The sequence below is a fragment of the Nocardioides abyssi genome, assembly GCF_030412915.1.
In the GTDB taxonomy this organism is placed as follows: Bacteria; Actinomycetota; Actinomycetes; order Propionibacteriales; family Nocardioidaceae; genus Nocardioides; species Nocardioides abyssi.
In genome coordinates this window covers 69,376-90,635 of the sequence record NZ_JAUHJR010000011.1, presented here as the reverse complement: position 1 = coordinate 90,635, position 21,260 = coordinate 69,376, and the positions used below count along the sequence as shown (strand labels likewise).

Genomic DNA, 21,260 nt, shown 5'->3' with positions numbered 1-21,260 from the left:
GCAGCGTTAGCGTGGGACACGAGGGCCTCCGGTCAGTGAAGCGGTGAACTAGACAGCTCCACTTCACAACCGGAGGCCTTCGTCTGTCAGACAGGCTCACCGATGCCGGGCAGTACAACCTTCCTGAACATCACAGCTAGGAGGCGACGAGGTCGTCCCAGCCGCGGGCGAGGTAGTCGACGAACGCCGGGCCGACGGCCTCCTCGCGCAGCTCCTCGCGGGTGACCGGGCGTTCGCGGACGCGGAAGTCGGGGTCGGCCAGCGCGCGGGCGGCGAAGTCGTGGTGCAGGATCGCGCCGGTGCCGACGCTGACCAGGTCGGCCCCCTGGTTTAAGCACCAGCGGGCGTCGGCGGTGGAGACCACGGCCCCGGCGACGCCGAGCCGGGTGCCGCCGCGCGGCAGGTCGGTGAAGTGCTCGACGAGCAGCCCGTCGCCGCCGTACCTCGGCTTCATGTAGACGTCCCACAGCGACATGTCGAGGTGGTCGAGCAGCCCCGAGGTCATCACCAGGCGGGCGGTCTCGCGCGCCTCGTCGAGGCTGATGCCGCTGCCCTCGGGGGTGAGCCGGAGGCCGAGCTGGAAGTCCGGCCCGGTGGCCGCGCGGATGCCCTCGAGGATCTCGCGCACGATGCGGAACCGGCCGTCGAAGGACCCGCCGTACCCGTCGGTGCGGTGGTTGTGCCGCGCGTCGAGGAACTGCCCGACCAGGTAGCCGTGCGCACCGTGCACCTGCACGCCGTCGAAGCCCGCGCGCTCGGCGCGGACCGCGGCCTCGACGAAGTCGGCGACGACCTGGTGCACCTCGTCGGTGGTGAGCGCGACCGCGTCCTTGGCCGGGTCGTCCCAGGGGCACTGGTTGGGCCGGCCGGAGAGCGCGGGGTCGGCGCGCCGGCCGCCGTGGTGCAGCTGCACGGCCGAGACCGTCCCGGTCGCGCGCAGGGCGTCGGCGACCCGGGTCAGCCCGGGCAGGTGGTGGTCGGAGGCAATCCCGAGCTGGCCGCCCCAGGCCTGCCCCGCGGCCGAGACGTACGCCGCCGCCGTCATGACCAGCCCGAAGCCGCCGCGTCCGCGTGCCTCGAGCCAGTGCCGCTCGTCGTCCGACAGCGTGCCGTCGGCGTGGCTCTGGGTGTTGGTGAGCGGCGCGAGCGCGAAGCGGTTGGCCCAGGCCGGGCCGTGGGCGAAGGTGACGGTGTCGTCGAGGGCTGCTGCACTGGTGGTCACCGGTCCATCCTGCCGAGCCGTCCCTGACCGGCTGACCGGCAGGTGCTGCTCGGGTACGTTCGACCGCGATGAGCGACCCACGCCGCGGCCTGCGCGCCGTACCCTCCGCCCTCGGGCGCGGCCGCGACCGCGTCACCGGCGTCTTCCAGCACCGCTACCCGACGGTGGCGGTGACCGGCATGACCGGCGTCGGCAAGAGCGAGCTGGTCGACCACCTCGCCGGCCGTCCGCGCCGCGACGAGCCGTCGGAGGCGGGCTCGGCGGTCATGGAGCGGCGGGTCCGGCGCGACCGCCGGCTGCGCGGCTTCCGGTTCCGCGTGGTGCCGGGGGAGAACGCCGCCACCCGGCTCGGCGCCCTGGACGAGGTCTTCCACGACGACCCCGTCGACGGCGTGCTGCACGTCGTCGCCAACGGCCACGCCACCGGTCGCCGTCCCGCCGGCACGACCGGCGCCGTCGCGGTCGACCGCGAGGAGCAGCTGGCCCGCGAGCTGGAGGACTGGACCGTCACCGCGCACCGCATCGCCTCGATGGCGGTCCGCCGGCCGCGGCCGACCTGGCTGGTCGTGGTGGTGACGAAGGTCGACCTGTACCTCGACGCGCCGGGCGGCGTCGACGAGGTGGTGCGGTCCTACTCGCCGGGCAGCGGGACGCCGTTCGGTGACCGGCTCGACGAGCTGCGGGCGCTGGCCGGCGCGGCCAAGCTCTCGATCGACGTGCTCCCCGCCTGCAGCCGGCTCGACCCGGGCAGCCCGCTGTCGGCCAGGCAGCGCGACGCCTACCTCGCCGCCCTCGAGGCGCGGATGGGCCAGCTCGCCGGCCACGTCTGACGCCGCGCGCCGCTGGGTGAGCCGGAGGCGCGCTAGCGCCGACGTGTCGGAACGCCACCCGCTGGTTGAGCCGGAGGCGCGCCAGCGCCGACGTGTCGAAACCTCACCCGCTGGTTGAGCCGGAGGCGCGCCAGCGCCGACGTGTCGAAACCCCGTGAGATGCCTGGGGGCCGTAGGCACGTCACCGGGTTTCGACACGGCTCGCCCAGGGGCTCGGCCGCCTCAACCAGCGGGTGAGTCCGGCGGGCTCAGAGGGTGACGACCGCCCGGCCCTGCACCTCGCCGCGCTGCTGACGCGTCCAGGCCTCGGCGGCGCGCTCGAGCGGGAACGCCTCGTGCGGGACGGCGAGCCGGCCGGCGGCCGCGTGCTCCTCGATCGCGGCCATGGCCCCTCGCCGCTCGGCGGCGGTGAGGTCGTTGTTGGTGTAGCCGAGCACCCGGCGGGCGCCGCTGCGCAGGTGCGCGGAGGAGAACGTCGCGGTGTCGCCGGCGCTGCCGCCGAGGTTGACGAGCCGGCCGTGCGGGGCCAGGCAGAGCAGGGCCGCGGAGGCGGGCACGCCGCAGAGCGGGTCGAGCACGAGGTCGACCTCGCCGACCACGTCGCGCATCCGGGCGGCGAGGCCGGCCACGTCGTCGTCGCGGTGGAGCGGCACGAAGCCGTCGGCGCCGAGGTCGGCGGCCGCCTGGGCCGCGGTGGGCTCGACGGCGGCGCCGTACACGGCGCCGGCGCCACAGAGGCGCGCGGCCTGGAGCGCGACGGTGCCGACGACCCCGCTGGACCCGAGCACCAGCACGCGGTCGCCCGAGGACAGCCCACCGGTGAGGGTGAGCGCGGTCCACGCTGCGATCGCGGAGAGGCCGAGCGCGGCGAGGTGCACGTCGTCGATGGCGCCGGTCAGCGGCACCAGGTCGGCGTCGGCCACGACGGCCCGCTCGGCCATCGCGCCGTCGCCCGGCGCCATGCCGGCGGTCGTGGGGAACCACACGCGCGTCCCGGTCGCGTGCTTCGCGGACGACACGACGGTGCCGACGCCCTGGACGCCGGGGACGTACGGCGTGGCCGGCTCGCCGAAGTACGACGTGCCGCTCGCGCAGAGCAGGTCGAGCGGGGTGATCGGTGCGGCGGAGACTGCGACCAGCGCCTGGCCGTCGCCGGGGACCGGTCCGTCCACCTCGACGGGCGCGGGCGGCTGCCCGCAGGTGTGCAGGTGGGCCGCGCGCATCACGCCTCCCCGCGGGCCGGGGCCGGCGGGTCGACGTACACCGCGTGCCGCTCGACGTCGGCGAAGACGTCGGCGGCGACGTGGTTGCCGCGGACCTCCTCGGCGATGTGGCCGAGCAGGCCGGCGCAGCGGGCCAGCAGCACCACGCCGCGCAGGAGCTCGACCGGGATGCCGATGTCGGCGAGCGCGGCCCCGCAGGCGCCGGCGCCGTTGAGCGGCAGCGCCTTGCCGGTGACCTCCTCCGCGACCCGGCCGACGGCCTCGAAGAGCGCGAGGTGCGGGCCGACCTGGCCGGCCTCGTGGGCGACGCCGTAGAGCGCGGCGATGCGCGGGTCGCCCTGCTTGTGCAGGTGGTGGCCCAGCCCGGGGACGAACCTCCCGGCGGCCCGCTGGCGGCGCACGGCGTCAGCCGCGAGCTCGTCCCAGCCCTCCGTCGTCGTCGGCAGCTCCTCGACGCCCGCGAGCGCGTCGGCCAGGAAGCGCCCCGTGTCCTCGCTGACGCCGAGGAAGCGCGACCCGCCGCCGAGCAGGCCCGAGGCCAGTGCGCCCTGGATCGACTCCGGCGCGCTGAGGTAGGTCATCCGCGCGGAGATCGCGGTCGGGGTGAAGCCGTGGTCGGCGAGCGCGACGAGCACCGCCTCGAAGACCCGCGCCTGGCCCTCGGTCGGCTCCTGCAGCGTGATCAGCCGGTAGGCCAGGTGGCCGAAGCTCACCTTGCCGATGAGGTCCGCGGAGAGGTCCTGGCCCATCAGCGAGATGGTGTGCAGGTCGGAGACGCCCAGGGAGGTGGGGTACGTCGGGTGGTCGCTGCTCATGGGTGCTCCTCAGGCGGACGGGGCGGGCGGCTCGGTCGGGGCCGCGTCGGGGTGGGGGTGCGGCCCGAAGCCGAGCCAGCCGCGGATCTCCTCGCCGTGGCCGTCCAGCGCCGGTGGGGGCAGGTCGTAGCGGGCCGGCGTCGCGCTGAACCGGATCGGGTTGCGCACCGTCGGCACGCCGTCGACCTCCACGACCGGCTCCAGGCCGAGCGACTCGGCGAGCTCGACGCCACCGCGGACGTCGTTGATCGGACCGCAGGGGATGCCGGCGGCACTGAGCTCGGTGAACCAGTCCTGGGCCGACCGGGTCGCGAGCCGCTCGAGCAGCAGCGGCCGCAGCTCCTCGCGGTTGTCGTTGCGCAGGCCCACGGTCGTGAACCGCTCGTCCTCGGCCAGCTCGGGGACGCCCATCGCCTGCACCAGCTTGCGGAACTGGCCGTCGTTGCCCGCGGCGATCACCAGGTCGCCGTCGCCGGTGGCGAGCGGCTCGTAGGGGAAGAGGCTGAGGTGGGCGTTGCCCATCCGGCCGGGGACGACCCCGCCGGCGACGTACGCCGAGGTCTGGTTGACCAGCGAGGACATCGCCGTCGAGAGCAGGTTGGTCTCCACGTGCTGGCCCTCGCCGGTGACGTCGCGGTGGCGCAGCGCGGCGAGGATGCCGATGACCGAGTGGAGGCCGGTCATCACGTCGAAGACCGAGATGCCGGCGCGGTAGGGCTGTCCGTCGGGGTCGCCGGTGAGGCTCATCAGGCCCGACATCGCCTGCACGAGCAGGTCGTAGCCGGGCAGGTGGGCGCCGCCGGTGGAGCCGAAGCCGCTGATCGAGCAGTACACGCTGCCGGGGTTGCGGCCGGCGACGTCGTCGTACCCCAGGCCGAAGCGGTCGAGGCCGCCGGGCTTGAAGTTGTGGATGAACACGTCCGCGCGGCGGGAGAGCTCGTGGGCGACCTCGAGGTCGTCGTCGTCCTTGAGGTCCAGCACGATCGAGCGCTTCCCGCGGTTGATCGCGAGGTAGTAGGTGCCGGTGTCACCACGCCGCGGGGGCACCCAGTGGCGGGTGTCGTCACCGGCCGGGCTCTCGACCTTGACGACCTCGGCGCCCAGGTCGGCCAGCAGCATGGTGGCGTAGGGCCCGGCGAGGACGCGGGAGAAGTCGGCGACCAGGACGCCGGAGAGCGGCCCGTCCGCCCGGACCTCGGGAGGGGACGTGGGGTCGGTGCTCACAGCGGACTCCATCCGTATGGCGGACAACTGTCCGCCACAGTGCCCGATGGGCGCTCGCTCAGTCAAGAGGCGTTGGGCGGTCTGGACGACCGCAGCACCGAAGCGTCCACGACCCTTGACTTGTGACCGCTGTTACGGTCAGGCTCACCCAAAACGGACAGATGTCCGTCAGTTCGGACCACCGGAGGTCGAAGATGTCCGTGCCCGCCACCCCCGCCCCCGACTTCGCCGGCGCGCCGGCGGTCGTCCTGCGCGGTGGGACCGTGCTGACGATGGACGACCGGCGGACGGTGCTGACCGACGCCGACGTGCTGGTCGTGGGCCAGAGGATCGAGGCCGTCGGTCCCGGGCTCGAGGTCCCCGAGGGCACCGTCGAGGTCGACGCGACCGGCGGCATCGTCATGCCGGGCATGGTCGACACCCACCGGCACATGTGGCAGACCGCGGTCCGCGGCTACGGCGCGGACTGGACGCTGACGCAGTACTTCGTGTGGAACTACCTCGAGCACGGCAAGAAGTTCCGCCCGCAGGACATCTACGCCGGCAACCTGCTCAGCGGCCTGGAGGCGCTCGAGGCCGGCGTCACCACCAGCGTCGACTGGTCGCACAACCTGCACACCGTCGACCACGCCGACGCCGCCGTCGACGCGCTCGAGGAGGTCCCCGGCCGCTTCGTCTTCGCCTACGGCAACATCCAGGCCGGCCCGTGGGAGTGGTCGGCCAGCCCCGAGTTCCGCGACTTCGTCGAGCGCCGGATGACCCGCAGCGACATGCTCGGCTTCCAGATGGCCTTCGACGTCACCGGCGACCCGGAGTTCCCCGAGAAGGCCGCCTTCGAGGTCGCCCGCGAGCTCGGCGTCCCGGTCACCACCCATGCCGGTGTCTGGGGCGCGACGAACGACAACGGCATCCGGCTGATGCACGAGCACGGCTTCATGACGCCGGAGACCGTCTACGTCCACGCCGCCACGCTCAGCGACGACTCCTACCAGCGCATCGCCGCGACCGGCGGCCACGCCTCGGTCGCCGCGGAGAGCGAGGCGAGCTGCGGCCAGGGCTACCCGTCGAGCTGGTCGCTGCGCCGCCACGGCATCCCGATCTCGCTGTCGATGGACACCAGCGTGTGGATGAGCGCCGACATCTTCTCCGCGATGCGCTCCACCCTCAGCGCTGACCGCACCCGGGAGCACCACGAGGCCCACGCCGGCGACGAGACCGTCACCCACCTCTCGGTCCGCGCCGCGGACGTCGTGGAGTGGGCCACGCGCGGCGGCGCCCGCGCGCTCGGCCTCGACGACGTCACCGGCAGCATCGAGGTCGGCAAGAAGGCCGACGTCGTGCTGGTCAAGAACGACAGTTCGCCGGTGATGTTCCCGGTGCTCAACCCCTACGGCCACGTGGTCATGCAGGCCCAGCGCGGCGACGTCCACACCGTGCTGGTCGACGGCAGGGTCGTCAAGCACGAGCACAAGCTGGTCGGCGCCGACCTCGTCAAGGCCCGCCGCGCCATCGAGGACACCGTGTCCTACCTGCAGGACACCCTGGGCGCGGAGGAGTGGGCGGCCGGCATGAGCCCGGACGTCCCGGAGTCCAAGGTGCTCGACAACCCCTACACCTACACCGAGTACGCCGACGCCTCGACGCACAGCTCGCACGCCGGCTGAGCGGGGGCGAGCGATGGGTCCGACCGGCGGGCGGTCAGCCGCCGACCTGGGGGCGTGCCTGCCACAGCGCCCAGTCGGCGGCGACGTCGCTCGCGGTCTGCATCAGCCAGGGGAGGTACTCCCCGGTGAGGGTCTCCACGCTGGTCTCGGCCGCGTGCACGGTGACGTTCATGGCGGCGCGCACGACGCCGTCGCCGTCGCGGACCGGCACCGCGATCGAGCGGATGCCGCGGGCGAGCTCCTCGTCGGCCAGCGCCCAGCCGCGGGCGCGGACGGTGCGGAGCTCGGCCTCGAGCGCGTCGGGGTCGTGCTCCGGCTGGGGCAGGCCCGACCGGGTCGGCTCGGCCAGGGCCGCGGCGCGGGCGTCGGGGTCGAGCGCGGCCAGCAGCACCTTGCCCTGCGAGGTCGGGACGGCCGGGAAGCGGGTGCCGATGTCGACGCGGAGCGCGATGATCTTCGGCACGGCCACGCGGGCGACGTACACCACGTCGGAGCCGTCCAGCTGGGTCATCGAGGAGGACTCCCCGGTGCGCGCGACGAGCGCCTCCAGGTGCGGCCGGGCCATGTCCCACAGCCCCAGCGAGGCGGCGTACGCCGCGCCCAGGCGCAGGACGCGCGGCGTCAGGGCGAAGCGCGCCTCGTTCGTCCGGACGTAGCCGAGCTCCTCGAGGGTGAGCAGCAGTCGGCGGGCGGTGGGGCGCGCCAGGCCGGTCGCGGAGGCGACGTCGGCCAGGGTCATCTCCGGGCGGTGGGCGTCGAAGCAGGTGAGCACGTCGAGCCCGCGCGCGAGCGCCTCGACGAAGTCGGGTCCGGTTCCACGTCCAGCCATGCCTTGATGTTCGCACAGCGGACGCGTGAAGGACACCGTTCACGGCGACGGAGCCGCGATACGGACAGATGTACGAAGACCAGTTGCTGCGGAAGGACTTGCTGATGGCGAAGCTGGTGGCGATCCTCGCCACGACCCACCACCCGTTCTACTACCGGACTAGCCAGCTGCCGGCCGAGGACGCGCCGCCGTTCGCCGCCGACTGGGTGCGCAAGGTCGAGGCCTACCGCGAGACCCTCACCCGGGCGCAGCCGGACGTGCTGGTGATGGTCGGCTCCGACCACTTCCACCAGCTCTGGCTGGACAACATGCCGCAGTTCCTCGTCGGCAAGGCGCCGTACTACGACGGCAACTGGGAGAACGAGATCCGCGAGTTCGGCATGCCGAAGCTGTTCTTCCAGGGCCACGAGGAGCTCTCGGCGTACATGCTGCGCGAGGGCATCGACCGCGGCTTCGACCTTGCCTTCTCCCACGAGCTGCGCGTCGACCACTCGATCACCTGCCCCATCTTCACGGTCCGCCCGCAGAACGACCTGCCGATCGTGCCGATCTACACCAACATCTTCGCCCCGCCGCTGCCGCGGCCCGAGCGCTTCGTGCAGCTGGGGAAGACGATCCGCGAGATCATCGACGCCTGGCCCAGCGAGATGCGCGTCGCCGTCATCGGCACCGGCCACCTCTCCCTCGAGCTCGGCGGTCCGCGCCAGTTCGGCGCCCACGGGCCCGACCCGGAGTTCGACGCCCAGGCCGTGGAGTGGATCAAGAACGGCGACATCGACGGCGTCCTCGGAGGCGTCACCCTCGACAGCCTCCACGCGCCGGGCAACGCCACCCACGGCTTCATGGACTTCATGCTGATGATGGGGATCGCCGGCTACGCCAAGGCCGACTACGCCGACAACCTCGACCTCTTCCACACCATGGAGGCCTACTTCACCTGGTACCCGGACCCCAGCCTGGTCCCGGGCCTCCCGCTCACCTCGAAGGGAGCGCTGCTCGGATGAGCAAGTACCTCGTCAACAAGTTCCTCTTCACCGTCGACCGCGACACCGCGCTGACCGAGCGCTACCGCGAGGACCCCGTCGGCACCGTCACCTGGTGGGAGGCCGAGGAGGCCAACCGGATCCTGAGCTGCATCGACGCGGAGAGGTCCACCTGGCTGTCCTTCACCGACGAGGAGCGGCAGGCGCTGGCCACCCACGACCACGTCGCGCTCTTCGAGCTGGGGGCGCACCCGTTCCTCACCCTCACGCTGTGGATCGCGATGTTCGAGCGGGACTGGGACGAGCCGCTCGGCATGCAGCTGGACTACGCGGCGAGGCTCGCGCACGTCACCCAGCCCTACCCCGACATCAGCTGCTGACCCGGCGGCCGCGCGGTCCTCAGGCCGGCTCTCAAGCCGGCTCTCAGGCCGGCACTCAGTCAGGCTGAGGGCGGTCCGGGCGTTCCGCGACGCGGACGGCGCGCGTCGGGGAGGATGTCGCCGCGAGGTCCCCCGGCCTCGCGTCCGCTGCCTTGCCGCTGCCCTCCCGAGGAGCCACCGTGCCGCCCCTGCCTGCCCGACCGGAGCAGGACTCGTCCGTCCGTGCCGCCGCGCGCGCCCGGCGCCCGGGTCGGCTCGTCGCGCTGGTCTGCGTCGTCGGCGTCGCGCTGACGGTCTCGGCGTCCCTGGCGGCGGCCCGCGCCGACCGCACCACCGAGGAACGGCTCCTCGAGGTGCAGACCGAGCAGGCCGCCGCGGTCCTCACCGTGGCCATCCGCGCGGTCGAGGCGCCGCTGCGGTCCGCGCTCGACGTCGACCGGGCCAGCGGCGGCGGCGAGCGGGGCCGGGCGGCCGTGGCCGAGCAGATCGGTCGCGACGTGGCCGCCGACCCGGCGTACCTCTCCGCCTCGCTGTGGCGCACCGGCCCGGACGGGTTCACCCGCGACCTGGCGCTCGGCGACCGGCCCGGCCTGCGCCCGCAGGACCCGCAGACGCAGGACCTGCTCGACCGCGCCCTGGCCGGCGACACCACGGCCGTGCTGCAGGCCGACGTCGACGGCCGCCCGCTGATCGCCTACGCGCTCGGCGACCGGCGCGCGGGCACGGTCGTGCACGTCGAGCGCGCGCTCCCGGCCGACCGCCGCGCGCCGGTCGACACCGACTCGGCGTACGCCGGGCTCTCCTACGCGATCTACCTCGGCCGCACCACGAGCGCCGAGGACATGACCGCGACCAACGTCGACCCGGCCACGCTGCCGCTCGACGACGACGTCACCTACCGCACCACGCTGCCCTTCGGCGACACCGCGCTCACCGTGGTGACCACCCCGCGCACCCACCTCGGCAGCGAGCTGAGCCAACGCCTGCCGTGGCTGCTGCTGGTCGGCGGCCTGCTGCTCACCGGCCTGGCCGGCCTGGTCGCCGTCAAGCTCACCCGGGCGCGCACCACCGCCGAGGCCGACACCGCCACCATCCGCGACCTCTACGAGCGCGTGGACACCGTCTTCGGCGAGCAGCGCGAGCTCTTCGTCGCCCTCCAGCGCGCGCTCCTCCCGCCCGCCGACCCGCACATCCCGCAGCTCGAGGTCGCGGCGGAGTACGTCGCGGGCGCGATCGGCATCGACATCGGCGGCGACTGGTACAGCGTGCTTCGGCTCGACGAGGACCGGTTCGCGTTCGTCGTCGGCGACGTCTCGGGGCGGGGCGTCGAGGCGGTCGCGGAGATGGCGCGCGCCCGGTTCACCCTGCGTGCCTACCTCGTCGACGGCGACTCGCCGGCGCGGGCGCTCACCAAGTGTGCCCGTCAGTTCGACGTCGTCGATGACGGCCACATCATCACCGCGCTGGTCGCGGTCGGGAGCCACCGCACCGGCACGGTCACCGTCGCCGACGCGGGGCACCCGCCGCCGCTGCTGGTGGGTGCCGACGGGCCGGCGTTCGTCACCGTGCCGGTCGGCCCGCCGCTGGGACTGGGCCCGTCGGCGTACGACGAGACGACCTTCGCGCTGCCCGACCGGGCGACCCTGGTCTGCTACACCGACGGCCTCGTCGAGCGGCGCGGCGAGGACATCGACACCGGCCTCGACCGGCTCGCCTCGGTCGTCGCCCCGCTGGGCGAGCGGCCGCTGCCGGAGCTGATCGCCGAGGTGCTCGCCGAGATGCGCGACGACGGCGCTCCCGACGACACCGCTGTCCTCGCGCTGCGACGCGTGGCCCCTGCCGTGGTCGGCGCCGGGGCCGACCCGGCGCCGGCGCGCGACGCGCCCGTCCCGACGCCCTGACCCTGCGTCAGCGACGGGGTGGGAACTCGACCCCCTTCGTGCGCTGGGCCTCCATCACCACGACGTCGCCGTGGGTGCCGTAGCCGAGCAGCGGCTCGTCGTACTGCGTGCCGTTGAAGGTCACCAGCAGCCACCGGGTGCGGCCGCGCTCGGCGACCGGGATGATCATCGGCCAGGGGATGTTGGTCGGGTGCGGCGCGTCGAGCGTGCCGACCTGCTCCATCGCCAGGTCGTAGACGGGGTACTGTCCGCGGATCTCCGGCGGCGAGGCGTCGCCGTTGCTGGCCAGGACGTACCACCGGCCGCCGAAGCGCTGCAGCACCGTGCCCTCGGTCTCCACCTTCGAGGCGTCGGCGCCGACGAGGGACAGCTCGGTGAAGTCGCCACCGCGCGGGCTGCGCGCGAGCGCGGGGTAGAAGTCGAAGAAGCGCCGCGCGTTGACGAACGCGACGTACCAGCGGCCCTGGATGCGCACCACGTGCGGGTCCCACTGCCCCACGGCCGCCGACGGCAGGTCGGCAGTGGGCAGCCGGAGCCGCCGGGTGCGCAACACGTGCACGCCGCGCAGGACGTCGACCGAGGAGCGGAGCGTCGTGTAGTTGATCTCCACGCTGTCGCCGGCGAAGTCGCCCCAGGTGCTGGTGGTGACGATCCAGCGCCGGTTCGCGTCGTCGAGGACGAGGTGGCCGGCGTGGTCGCCGAGCACCAGGTCCTTGCCGTCCCGCTGGAAGAACAGGTTCGCGACCTGCTCGAGGCGGTAGGTCTCCAGGTCGAGCGTCCACACGCCCCAGTGGGCGGTCTCGAAGAACGCCAGGCCGGCCTGGGTGAAGGTCAGGTAGGCCTTCCCGTCCTTGATGTACGGCGTGCCGTCGGCGTGGGTGACCAGGTGCGGGTCGCGCAGGCCGAGCTGCCCGAAGTAACCGGCGCGCACCCGGTCGAGCACGACCGTGCCCGAGCCGGACTCGGCGCCGAAGGAGCTGCGCCAGTCGCGCAGGGCCGCCGGGTCGCGCAGGTCGAGCCGCTCGTCGAGCGTCGCCTTCACGATCGGGTCCGGGCCCGAGCCGGTGTCGGCGAAGGCCACGACGGTGGTGCTCGTGAGGGCGAAGCCGAGCTCGAACGGCGCCGCCAGGTCGGCCTCGGCCGACGCGAGGGTCTCGGTCGTCCCGCCGAGGGTGAGGTCGATGCCGACCGTCCCGGTGGCGCGGTCGTACCATGCGAGCAGGTGGTCCTCTGCGCCCTTCGCGAGGCCGGCCAGCACCCGGTCGCGCGTGCCGTCGCCGGAGAAGGACGCGACGTCGACCAGCACCGCGGCGTACGGCGCCTCCTGGCGGGCGTCGGAGCGCAGCAGCGTCGCGTGGGCGCCGGCACCGCCGATCCGCAGCTCGCCGCCGCCGCTGCGGACCGTGCCGGTGGTGCCGGCGGAGCCGCGAGGGGCCAGCACCGCGTAGGCGCGGGTGCTGCTGCCGGTGAAGCTGTCGCGCAGCGTGACGAAGCGCTCCGCGAGCAGGTCCAGGCGGCGCTGCCGGTCGACCACCTCGAAGTCGAGGTCGAAGGGGCTCACCCGGCTGCGCGGCGCCGCCGCGGCGGCCTCCGGGCCGGTGGCCAGCACGGCGAGGCCGCCGAGACCGGTCGCGCCGAGCAGAGCGCGGCGGCCGAGCGCGGGTGGCGGAGCGGCGTGGGGGGTGGTGGGTGTGGCGGGGCTGAGGGTCATGCGGTGCCTCCGAGAGCGGCGGGACGTGACGCCCCTCACTCTCGGCGTGCTCGTCCCTCCGCACAAGACCGGGACGGGTGACGGCGCCCGTCCGACGTGCGTCTGTCTGGTTGGGTGACGGCGTGATGAGTCCTCTGGACCGGCAGCGGGAGCTGGGCGAGCAGGCCCGCGACGCGCACCTGCGGTGGTTGCTCGACGCGCTCGACGTCGACCTGGTGCTCGATGTGGGCGCCAACCGCGGCCAGTTCGCCCGCGGCCTGCGCGAGGGCGGGTACGCCGGCCCGCTGGTCTCCTTCGAGCCGGCGTCGGGTCCGCGGGCGGAGCTCGAGCGGGCAGCGGCCGACGACCCTGCGTGGGAGGTGCGGCCCTGGGCGCTGGGGGAGCGGTCCGGGTCGGCCGTGCTGCACGCGGTCGACGAGCAGTCGGAGCTCGGGTCGCTGCGGCCCACCTCCGACTTCGGCCGGTCCTGGAAGGACGTCATGGCCCGCACCCGCGAGGAGGTCGTCGAGGTCAGGCGGCTCGACGAGGTCTGGGCCGACGTGTCCGGCCTCGCGCCCGGCGCCTCCTCGGTGCTGCTCAAGCTCGACACCCAGGGCTTCGACCTCGCGACCTTCCGCGGGGCCGGCGCGCTCGTGGGGCCGGGCGGGCCGGTCGTCGCGCTCGTCTCCGAGGTCGCCTGCGTCCCGATCTACGACGAGGTGCCGCTCATGGACGAGCACCTCGCGGAGTACGCCGCCGCCGGCTGGGCCCTCGCCGGGCTCTACCCCGTCTCCTTCGACCCGCCCACCCTGCGGGTGATCGAGCTGGACGCCGTGCTGGTCCGCGCCGACCGGACGGCGCGCGGCTGAGCTGCCCCGCCCCGTCCGGTCAGCAGCCGGAACGCAGAAGGGCCCCGCCGGAGACCGGCGGGGCCCAACTTCCGCAGGTCAGAGCCCTGCAGTGCTCGTGGGCAGGGGCGGGGTCGAACCGCCGACCTTCCACTTTTCAGGCGGACGCTCGTACCAACTGAGCTACCTGCCCGAGCGACGGACACCTTACATGCCGCGACGACGGCCGACGAATCGCGCGGGGGAGGTTCCGGTCCGGCCTGGCTCCGAGTCGTTCCGACCCTGCCTCGGTCCTGCTGACGAGAGGGGCACGGCGTGTGCCCCTCTCGCCAGCACAGCGAGACCCGGCCTGCGGCGGCCACCACGACCTGCGATCTCGTATGCTGTCCCGCGCAGTCCGGCCCCCATCGTCTAGCGGCCCAGGACCCCGCCCTTTCACGGCGGTAGCACGGGTTCGAATCCCGTTGGGGGTGCTCCACCGGCCCGCTGCCGCCCACGATTGGGTCGGTCGGCGGGGTGTGGGTTAGAGTTCCACCGCTTCGCCAGTGCGCGGAGCACCAGCAAGAACGAGGCCCCGTAGCGCAGTTGGTTAGCGCGCCGCCCTGTCACGGCGGAGGCCGCGGGTTCGAGTCCCGTCGGGGTCGCCACCGAGCGCCCCGGACCACCAGGTCCGGGGCGCTCAGTCGTTTCCGGGGTCGTCCCGGGCGTCCGGCAGACTGGCGACGTGCCGATCGACATGGACCCCGACCGCTTCGACGCGCTCGTCGACCGGGCGCTCGACGGCATCCCCGACGAGCTCGCGCGGCTGGTCAGCAATGTCGTGGTCCTCGTCGAGGAGGAGCCGCCCGAGGGCGAGCCCGACGACCTGCTCGGGCTGTACGACGGGGTCGCGCTCACCGAGCGCACCAGCTGGACCGACGGCGTGCCGCTGCCCGACCGGATCTTCGTCTTCCGCGGGCCGCTGCTCGACATGTGCGACAGCGAGGAAGAGCTGGTCGAGGAGGTCCGGATCACCGTCGTGCACGAGGTCGCCCACCACTTCGGCATCGACGACGACCGGCTGCACGAGCTCGGCTACGCCTGAGGGCCCGCCCCGGCGCTGCCCACCCAGAAGCCCAGCGCGCACGCGGCCAGGGCCAACCCCAGCGTCGCGACGGCGTACGTCGTCCCGGTGCGGGGCCCGAGCCGGTGGGTCTGCCCCGCGAACGCCGACCAGGTGGTCAGCCCGCCGCAGAACCCCACCCCCAGCAACGAGTACGCCGAGTCCTCGACGCCCAGCCCGACGAGGAGGCCGAGGAGGGCCGAGCCCGCGACGTTGACGGCGAGCGTGCCGCGCGGGAGGCGTGCGTCGAGGGCGGTCGCCGCGGCGTACCGCAGGGCCGAGCCGAGGGCGCCGCCGAGCGCGACGAGCAGCAGCGTCACGACGCCACCCCCGCGTCGGTGGGCTGGGGGGCCAGCCGGGTCGCCAGGGCGACCGCGGCCACGGTGGCGAGGAGCGTGCCGAGCAGGTAGCCGAGGGCGAGCGCGGGCCGGCCGTCGGCGAGCAGCGACCGGGTCTGCTCCGAGGCGGCCGAGAGGGTGGTGAACCCGCCGAGCAGGCCCGGGCCGACGGCGGCGCGGAGCGTCGCGGAGCGTCGGACGACCGCGATGGCCGGCAGCAGCGCCAGGAGCAGGCTGCCGACGACATTGACCGCGAGCGTGGTGGCGGGCAGGCCGGGGCCGTCGGGGACGGCCTCGCCGCAGGCCCAGCGCAGGGCTGCGCCGACCGCGCCGCCCGCCGCCACCGCGGCGAGGAGGCGGGGGCTCACGACACGCTGCTCTGGCGTCCCGGCTCGGCGGCAATCTCGAGCTGCGCGGCGCTGTGGGCGGCGCTGTGGGCGGCCTGCGCGTGCGGCGCGGTGCCCTCGGGGACGGCCGAGCCGATGCCGTCACCCCCGCGCCAGGGGCAGGGCGCGGAGCCGTGCGCCTGGTGGACCAGCTCGCCGAGGAACCAGCGCTGGAAGTCACGCTGCTCGGGGGTGCGGGCCAGCGAGAGCAGGCGCTGCTGGCGGCAGAACTCGTCGGCCAGGTCGAGCAGGTCCAGGAACCGGTCGATGGTCTGCGCGCCCCGCCGCGGCATCACGATCCGCAGGTCGGCGACCTCGCGGCCGGCGGCCTGCGCGTGCTCGATCTGCTCCGAGCCGATGCCGTCGCGCAGCTGGCGCTCCAGGGAGCCGAAGAGGTCGGAGAGGTCCTTGGCGAGCGGGTAGTCCGCCTCGTGGGCCAGCGCGAGCAGCCGGACCTCGCGGCGCAGCTCGCGGTAATGGCGGTGGAACGCGGCGTACGCCCGCAGTGGCACGCCGACGACGGGGATCTCGACCAGGTCCCGGTCGTCGGTGGGGACCGGGGCGGGCTCCTCGACGGCGCCGGTGACGACGCCCTCCGGCCCGTCGTCCTCGGAGAAGGCGGCGGCCGGGGCGAACCAGACGGTCTTGCCGTCCTCCTCGATCTCGGCACCCCAGGCGTCGGCGCTGCGGGCGACGATCGAGAGCCCGCGTCCGAAGGTGAGCAGCAGGTCGTCCTCGTCCTCGGCGACCGGCGTCGGCAGCACGGGCCGCTCGGTCGAGCCGTCACGCACCTCGACCCGCGGGTGCTGCGCCGTCCCGCGCACCCGCACCTGGATCGGCTGCTCCCCGTGCAGCAGCGCGTTGGTGACCAGCTCGGAGACGCCGAGCTCGGCGCACTCGACGAGGTCCTCGCGCCCGATGTCGCGGCACGTCGCCACCACCCAGCGCCGCGCGTCCTGCACTCCGCGCGGGCCGGGCCCCAGCGACAGGGCGGGCCGGTTCAGCGGCACAGGAGCGACTCCGGACGGGGAGGTGGACGGGGACGTACCGAGAGATGAAGCAGGCGGGGCGGCTCGGACGAGCAAGAGCCATTCTCGGCCTGCATACCCGGCACCCTTGTGACGAAACCCATGTCGTTGAAACTTTTTCCGACGGAATCCGCATCCGGGCGGCGGTGTTCCACCGGTGTCCCGTCGTCGCACGGCTCCCGCGGCCCCCCACGCGGTGGTCGGGGTGTGGTCGTGAGACGGATCGGTCACCGGATTGGCGAACGGCACGCGTGCGGCGGGACAATGACCCGACACCTCGGCGGAGCTCGGTGCACGTGACGCGCACAGCCCCACCTCGCTTCAGGAGGAATGACATGGCAGCGACCGCGCCCTTGGACGACCAGACCCGCGAGGCAGGCGGTGGGGCCGACGCCTCCGGCCGCCACCAGGTCGTCGTGATCGGCTCCGGGTTCGGCGGCCTGTTCGGCACCAAGGCGCTCAAGCGCTCCGACGTCGACGTCACGATGGTCGCCAAGACCACCCACCACCTCTTCCAGCCGCTGCTCTACCAGGTGGCGACCGGCATCCTCTCCGAGGGCGAGATCGCGCCCCCGACCCGCGAGGTGCTGGCCGGCCAACGCAACGCCAAGGTCCTGCTCGGCGAGGTCACCGAGATCGACCTCGAGCAGCAGACCGTCCGCTCCCACGTGCTGGGGCGCGAGACCCTCACGCCGTACGACTCCCTCGTCGTCGCCGCAGGCGCCGGCCAGTCCTACTTCGGCAACGACCAGTTCGCCGAGTTCGCTCCGGGCATGAAGTCGATCGACGACGCGCTGGAGCTGCGCGGCCGCATCTTCGGCGCGTTCGAGCTCGCCGAGCTCGGCGCCTCCCGCGGCGAGGACGTCGACCACCTGCTGACCTTCGTCGTCGTGGGCGCCGGCCCGACCGGCGTCGAGATGGCTGGCCAGATCGCCGAGCTCGCGCACCGCACGCTGCGTCGCGACTTCCGCGCGATCAACACCCGCCAGGCCCGGGTGGTCCTCGTCGACGCCGCCCCCCAGGTGCTGCCGCCGTTCGGCGCGAAGCTGGGCGGCAAGGCGCAGAAGGAGCTCGAGGAGCTCGGCGTCGAGGTGATCCTCGGCGCGATGGTGACCGACGTCGACGAGCGCGGCCTGTCGATGAAGTTCAAGGACGGCCGCGTCGAGCGGCTCGAGTCGGTGACCAAGATCTGGGCCGCCGGCGTCCAGGCCAGCCCGCTGGGCAAGCAGCTCGCCGAGCAGTCCGGCGCCCCGCTGGACCGCGCCGGCCGCATCGGCGTCAACCCCGACCTCACCCTGCCGGGCCACCCCGAGGTCTTCGTCGTCGGCGACATGATCGCCCTCGACAACCTCCCGGGCGTCGCGCAGGTCGCGATCCAGGGCGCGAAGTACGCCGCCAAGGAGATCGACAACCGCGTCAAGGGCAAGGCCCCGCAGAAGCCGTTCAAGTACTTCGACAAGGGCTCGATGGCGATCATCAGCCGCTTCCGCGCGGTCGCCATGGTCGGCAAGCTGCGCCTGACCGGCGTCATCGCCTGGCTGATGTGGCTGGCCGTGCACCTCGTCTACATCACCGGCTTCAAGAGCCGGGTGACCGCGCTGATCCGTTGGGCCGTCTCCTTCCTCGGCCGTGGTCGCTCCGAGCGCACCACGACCGAGCAGCAGATCTTCGCCCGCTCCGCCCTCCAGCGCCTCGAGCGCGGGGCCACCGACCTGGTCTCGCCCCCGGGTGAGTACGACGCCCAGCGCGAGCAGGCCCGTCGCGACGAGCTCGAGGCGCAGGCCGCCGAGGAGGTCCGGCTCACCGACGCCGGCGAGCGCGGCACCCGCCCGGCCGAGCGGGTCTGACCGCCCGACCCAGCGGGTCTTGCGTCGCGACCGTCAGCCCTGCTCGCCGAACATCGACGGCGGGGCGTCGGTCGCGCTGCGCTGCGCCAGCAGGTCGCGCGCCCAGCGGGGGAGCACGAAGAGCCCCTCGGCCTCGACCGTGGTGCCCTCCGGCCCGATGATCCGGCCGCGCGCCCACGTCTTGGGCCCCTCGCTGCGCTCGACCCACGCCTCGAGCCGCAGCGGGCCGAGCGGCGTGGGTCGCTGGTAGGAGGTGTTGAGGTAGGCCGTCATCCCGGGCTTGCGGGCGGCCGCCGCGGCGTTGCCGAGCATCTGGTCGAGCAGCAGGGCCGACACCCCGCCGTGCACCAGCCCGGGCGGCCCTTCGTACGCCGCGCCGAGCACCACCGCCGCCCGCACCTCGCCCTCGCGGTCGCCCTCGCGCACGGCCTGCACCGGCGGGGCGACCGGGTTGCGCACGCCGACGACCGTGTTGCCCCACGGCTGCCGGGCGCGCCCGTGGCCGAAGTGCGCGCCGATCGAGCCCTCGATTTGCTGCTCGCGCAGCCGCGCCGTGATCGCCTCGACCTCGGCCTGCGCGGCCCGGACGGTGTCGGCGTCGACGGTGGTGCGGATCGTGGCGTCGACCAGCTCGCGCACCGCTTGGGTGAACGGCGCGTAGAGGGCCACCTGCTCGGCGAGCTCCTCGGGGCTGATCTCGGGCGGTCGGTCGGGGTTCACGCTCACGGGCGGAGTCTAGGTAGCCGGTCCGGGGACCCCGCCGACGGTTTGCTTCGATGGGCGCCGTGACCGCGCTCGCCCGCCCCGACGTCGCCATGCGCGAGAGCTGGGCCGCGGCGATGCTCGAGCTCGGCGACCATGCCCACGGGTCCGGGTGGGTCGCGGTCACCGGCGGCCGCGCCGTCGACCTGACCGCCGCCGGCTGCGCGGCGTACGTCGCGGCGCTGGAGCGGCTGGGCGAGCCCGGCCCGCCCCGTGCGCCGGTGCCGCCGGGCCACGTGCCCACGGAGTACTGGTGGGTCGTCGACGGCGACCCGGCCGAGGTCGTCGGCTTCCTGGCGCTGCGGCGCGAGCTCGACGCGTGGCACCGCGAGGTGGGCGGCCACCTCGGCTACTCGATCCGGCCCGGCCACCGCGGCCGCGGGCACGCGTCGCGGGCGGTGCGCCTGGCGCTCGCACGGGCCGCCGAGCTCGGCATCGACCGGCTGCTGGTGACCTGCGTGGAGGACAACGTGGCGTCGCGCCGGGTCGTGGAGCGCTGCGGCGGTGTGCTGGAGGACGTGCGTCGCGGGACCTCCCGCTACCGCCTGCCCACGGGTCGCCGGGCCGCGCCTCCCGCGTCTCCTACGGCTGCTGCTGTCCGTGTGCGTCCGGACGGTGCTGGCGCAGCACGAGCATGAACTCCTCGGGGTCGACCATCGAGGCGTCGACGACGAACGGCGCCATGCTGCGCCGCAGGAAGAGCACCTTCCAGCCGCGCGAGCCCGGCTCGCCCACGACCTCGATCGGCGTGTAGCGGCTGCGCAGGTCGAAGACGAACCGGCCCCCGCCGCGCAGCACCTCCAGCTGGCCCGCCGTCACCGACAGCCGGGTCACCGCCGACCCGGCCCGCACCGCCCAGATCACCAGCGTCAGCACCACGAGGGTGCCGGCCAGGCCGAGGTTGAACGTCGTCCGGTCCTGGTAGGCGAGGTACGCCGTCACCGCCGTCGCTGCGAGCGCCACCAGGAGGAGCACCCCGACCACCCGTCGGGTCCCGGTGCGCGGCGCGAAGACGTGGTTGGTCGACGCCTCGGTGGGTGGGGTGGTCGGTGTGGCTGCTGCCGTCTTCGCCGGTGCTCGGACGGGCTCCGGCTCGGGGACGGGCTCGGGCTCGGGCTCGGGGGCGGTGTCCGGCTCGAGGTCGGGCTCCGGCACAGCTGTGCTCGGTCGGCGGGCGGAGACCGAGGCGACCATCGCGCGAGCGGCGTCCGGTGCCACGCCCGGCACTGGCCGGCGGACGGGCTCCGGCGCTGGCTCCGGCTCGGGCTCGGGCTCGCGCTCCGGCTCGGGCGGGGTGTGGCTCGTCGGCTGGGCCGTCGGCGGGGCCTGCTCTAGCGCGGCCAGGCGTGCCGCGATCCGGGCCTCCGCGTCGAGTCGCGCCTGCTCGGCGATGCGCGCGTCCTCGGCCTCCCGGGCGAGCCGGGCTTCCTCGGCTTCGCGGGCGAGGCGTGCTTCTTCGGCGGCGCGGGCTTCCTCGGCTTCGCGGGCGAGGCGGGCTTCTTCGGCGGCGCGGGCTTCCTCGGCTTCGTGGGCGAGCCGGGCCTCCTCGGCCGCCTGGGCCTCCTCCGCCAGGCGGGCCGCCTCGACCTGCGCGGCCAGGCGGGCCTCGGCCGCGAGCCGGGCCTGCTCGGCGACGCGCTCCTGCTCGGCGCGCAGCGCCGCCGCCTCGGCACGCTCCTGCGCCTGGACCCGCGCGACCTCGGCCCGGACCTCTGCGGGCGTGGGCCCCTCGCTCGTCCCTGCGGGCGCGGGCAGGTCCGGGAGCGGCTCCGCCTCGGGTTCAGCGCGGCGGGACCGCAGTCGACCCAGCCGGGAGGCGGGCTTCTGCGTCTTCCTCCGTGCCGACGGGATGATCACCGGCTCGAAGTCGAGCGGCAGCTGGTCGGGGGCGGGTGCCTCGACGACCGGCGGCTCCTCGGCCACCACCGGCTCGTCGACGACCAGGTCGTCCTCAGCCGACGCGGCGGTGACCTCGGCGGGGACCTCGGCGGAGGGATCCGGCTCGGGAGCGGGGGAGGGCTCGGGCGGCGAGGGGTCCGCGGCGGCCGCGCGCTCCGGCGTACGCGCCCCGCCGGCCTGCTCGCGGTGCGTCAGCCACCGGTCGAACAGGTCGGCCGCGGGCTCGTCCTTGTCCGCCATGCCCTCCAAACTACGCGTGAGCAGGGGCGTTACGCGGCGGGACCGCCGG

The 21,260-nt window shown here is 74.3% G+C and carries 20 protein-coding genes and 3 tRNA genes; 11 read left to right on the top strand and 12 right to left on the bottom strand.

Annotated features, from left to right (window positions below; all coding sequences use genetic code 11):
* Nucleotides 1-136 precede the first annotated feature (136 nt).
* On the bottom strand, nucleotides 137-1,222 hold the full coding sequence (locus QWY29_RS18590) for an NADH:flavin oxidoreductase (RefSeq protein ID WP_300962691.1): 1,086 nt from the start codon (nucleotides 1,220-1,222) through the stop codon (nucleotides 137-139).
* 68 nt (nucleotides 1,223-1,290) lie between these two features.
* Between QWY29_RS18590 and QWY29_RS18585 the strand changes: the two genes are divergently transcribed.
* Nucleotides 1,291-2,052 carry a GTPase domain-containing protein gene (locus tag QWY29_RS18585; protein ID WP_300962690.1) on the top strand — a complete coding sequence of 254 codons (762 nt, stop codon included), beginning with the start codon at nucleotides 1,291-1,293 and terminating at the stop codon, nucleotides 2,050-2,052.
* A gap of 248 nt (nucleotides 2,053-2,300) precedes the next feature.
* Here the strand turns inward: QWY29_RS18585 and QWY29_RS18580 are convergent, their stop codons facing one another.
* The 3 genes from QWY29_RS18580 to QWY29_RS18570 are packed head-to-tail and all read right to left on the bottom strand — an operon-like array spanning nucleotide 2,301 to nucleotide 5,314.
* The gene (locus QWY29_RS18580; protein WP_300962688.1) at nucleotides 2,301-3,275 is read right to left on the bottom strand and encodes a quinone oxidoreductase family protein; all 975 of its coding nucleotides are present in this window, start codon (nucleotides 3,273-3,275) and stop codon (nucleotides 2,301-2,303) included.
* On the bottom strand, nucleotides 3,275-4,090 hold the full coding sequence (locus QWY29_RS18575; protein ID WP_300962687.1) for a citryl-CoA lyase: 816 nt from the start codon (nucleotides 4,088-4,090) through the stop codon (nucleotides 3,275-3,277). The genes QWY29_RS18580 and QWY29_RS18575 overlap by 1 nt, the downstream gene beginning before the upstream one ends.
* Nucleotides 4,091-4,099: 9 nt before the next feature.
* On the bottom strand, nucleotides 4,100-5,314 hold the full coding sequence (locus tag QWY29_RS18570; RefSeq protein WP_300962686.1) for a CaiB/BaiF CoA transferase family protein: 1,215 nt from the start codon (nucleotides 5,312-5,314) through the stop codon (nucleotides 4,100-4,102).
* A gap of 200 nt (nucleotides 5,315-5,514) precedes the next feature.
* Between QWY29_RS18570 and QWY29_RS18565 the strand changes: the two genes are divergently transcribed.
* The gene (locus QWY29_RS18565; RefSeq protein ID WP_300962684.1) at nucleotides 5,515-6,978 is read left to right on the top strand and encodes an amidohydrolase family protein; all 1,464 of its coding nucleotides are present in this window, start codon (nucleotides 5,515-5,517) and stop codon (nucleotides 6,976-6,978) included.
* A gap of 34 nt (nucleotides 6,979-7,012) precedes the next feature.
* Here the strand turns inward: QWY29_RS18565 and QWY29_RS18560 are convergent, their stop codons facing one another.
* Entirely contained in the window at nucleotides 7,013-7,807 is a 795-nt protein-coding gene (locus tag QWY29_RS18560) for an IclR family transcriptional regulator domain-containing protein (protein WP_300962683.1), read from the bottom strand.
* A gap of 104 nt (nucleotides 7,808-7,911) precedes the next feature.
* Between QWY29_RS18560 and QWY29_RS18555 the strand changes: the two genes are divergently transcribed.
* The 3 genes from QWY29_RS18555 (at nucleotide 7,912) to QWY29_RS18545 (ending at nucleotide 11,071) form a co-directional block, all read left to right on the top strand.
* Nucleotides 7,912-8,811 carry a DODA-type extradiol aromatic ring-opening family dioxygenase gene (locus tag QWY29_RS18555; protein WP_300962681.1) on the top strand — a complete coding sequence of 300 codons (900 nt, stop codon included), beginning with the start codon at nucleotides 7,912-7,914 and terminating at the stop codon, nucleotides 8,809-8,811.
* Nucleotides 8,808-9,170, top strand: coding sequence for a hypothetical protein (locus QWY29_RS18550; protein ID WP_300962679.1), 363 nt, complete (start codon nucleotides 8,808-8,810; stop codon nucleotides 9,168-9,170). The genes QWY29_RS18555 and QWY29_RS18550 overlap by 4 nt, the downstream gene beginning before the upstream one ends.
* 179 nt (nucleotides 9,171-9,349) lie before the next feature.
* Nucleotides 9,350-11,071 carry a PP2C family protein-serine/threonine phosphatase gene (locus QWY29_RS18545; protein WP_300962678.1) on the top strand — a complete coding sequence of 574 codons (1,722 nt, stop codon included), beginning with the start codon at nucleotides 9,350-9,352 and terminating at the stop codon, nucleotides 11,069-11,071.
* Between the two features lie 7 nt (nucleotides 11,072-11,078).
* Here QWY29_RS18545 and QWY29_RS18540 read toward each other — a convergent pair whose 3' ends face one another.
* On the bottom strand, nucleotides 11,079-12,782 hold the full coding sequence (locus tag QWY29_RS18540) for a hypothetical protein (protein WP_300962676.1): 1,704 nt from the start codon (nucleotides 12,780-12,782) through the stop codon (nucleotides 11,079-11,081).
* Nucleotides 12,783-12,907: 125 nt separating this feature from the next.
* Here QWY29_RS18540 and QWY29_RS18535 point away from each other — a divergent pair, with 125 nt between their 5' ends.
* Entirely contained in the window at nucleotides 12,908-13,630 is a 723-nt protein-coding gene (locus QWY29_RS18535) for an FkbM family methyltransferase (RefSeq protein WP_300962696.1), read from the top strand.
* Nucleotides 13,631-13,728: 98 nt separating this feature from the next.
* On the opposite strand, the gene QWY29_RS18530 is transcribed toward QWY29_RS18535, so the two are convergent.
* Nucleotides 13,729-13,802, bottom strand: a tRNA-Phe gene (locus QWY29_RS18530).
* Nucleotides 13,803-14,009: 207 nt separating this feature from the next.
* Between QWY29_RS18530 and QWY29_RS18525 the strand changes: the two genes are divergently transcribed.
* From QWY29_RS18525 to QWY29_RS18515, 3 genes are all read left to right on the top strand, one after another.
* Nucleotides 14,010-14,082 (top strand) — tRNA-Glu (locus QWY29_RS18525).
* 97 nt (nucleotides 14,083-14,179) lie between these two features.
* Nucleotides 14,180-14,256 (top strand) — tRNA-Asp (locus QWY29_RS18520).
* 77 nt (nucleotides 14,257-14,333) lie between these two features.
* Nucleotides 14,334-14,693 carry a metallopeptidase family protein gene (locus QWY29_RS18515; protein ID WP_300962675.1) on the top strand — a complete coding sequence of 120 codons (360 nt, stop codon included), beginning with the start codon at nucleotides 14,334-14,336 and terminating at the stop codon, nucleotides 14,691-14,693.
* On the opposite strand, the gene QWY29_RS18510 is transcribed toward QWY29_RS18515, so the two are convergent.
* Genes QWY29_RS18510 through QWY29_RS18500 form a run of 3 tightly spaced genes read right to left on the bottom strand, consistent with a single transcriptional unit; the run spans nucleotide 14,684 to nucleotide 16,445 of the window.
* Nucleotides 14,684-15,031 carry a fluoride efflux transporter FluC gene (locus QWY29_RS18510; RefSeq protein WP_300962674.1) on the bottom strand — a complete coding sequence of 116 codons (348 nt, stop codon included), beginning with the start codon at nucleotides 15,029-15,031 and terminating at the stop codon, nucleotides 14,684-14,686. The two genes, QWY29_RS18515 and QWY29_RS18510, sit on opposite strands and share 10 nt — an antisense overlap.
* A complete protein-coding gene (locus QWY29_RS18505) occupies nucleotides 15,028-15,417 on the bottom strand; it encodes a fluoride efflux transporter FluC (RefSeq protein WP_300962672.1) in 390 nt (129 codons plus the stop codon). Before QWY29_RS18505 ends, QWY29_RS18510 begins: the two co-directional genes overlap by 4 nt.
* On the bottom strand, nucleotides 15,414-16,445 hold the full coding sequence (locus QWY29_RS18500; protein ID WP_300962671.1) for an ATP-binding protein: 1,032 nt from the start codon (nucleotides 16,443-16,445) through the stop codon (nucleotides 15,414-15,416). The genes QWY29_RS18505 and QWY29_RS18500 overlap by 4 nt, the downstream gene beginning before the upstream one ends.
* Nucleotides 16,446-16,798: 353 nt before the next feature.
* Between QWY29_RS18500 and QWY29_RS18495 the strand changes: the two genes are divergently transcribed.
* A complete protein-coding gene (locus QWY29_RS18495; RefSeq protein WP_300962669.1) occupies nucleotides 16,799-18,310 on the top strand; it encodes an NAD(P)/FAD-dependent oxidoreductase in 1,512 nt (503 codons plus the stop codon).
* Between the two features lie 33 nt (nucleotides 18,311-18,343).
* On the opposite strand, the gene QWY29_RS18490 is transcribed toward QWY29_RS18495, so the two are convergent.
* Nucleotides 18,344-19,036 carry a PaaI family thioesterase gene (locus tag QWY29_RS18490; protein WP_300962668.1) on the bottom strand — a complete coding sequence of 231 codons (693 nt, stop codon included), beginning with the start codon at nucleotides 19,034-19,036 and terminating at the stop codon, nucleotides 18,344-18,346.
* A 50-nt stretch (nucleotides 19,037-19,086) separates the two neighbouring features.
* Between QWY29_RS18490 and QWY29_RS18485 the strand changes: the two genes are divergently transcribed.
* Nucleotides 19,087-19,710: a GNAT family N-acetyltransferase gene (locus QWY29_RS18485; RefSeq protein WP_300962667.1), complete on the top strand. Its 624-nt coding sequence runs from the start codon at nucleotides 19,087-19,089 to the stop codon at nucleotides 19,708-19,710.
* Here the strand turns inward: QWY29_RS18485 and QWY29_RS18480 are convergent.
* Nucleotides 19,655-21,211: a hypothetical protein gene (locus tag QWY29_RS18480; protein WP_300962666.1), complete on the bottom strand. Its 1,557-nt coding sequence runs from the start codon at nucleotides 21,209-21,211 to the stop codon at nucleotides 19,655-19,657. The two genes, QWY29_RS18485 and QWY29_RS18480, sit on opposite strands and share 56 nt — an antisense overlap.
* Nucleotides 21,212-21,260 lie beyond the last annotated feature (49 nt).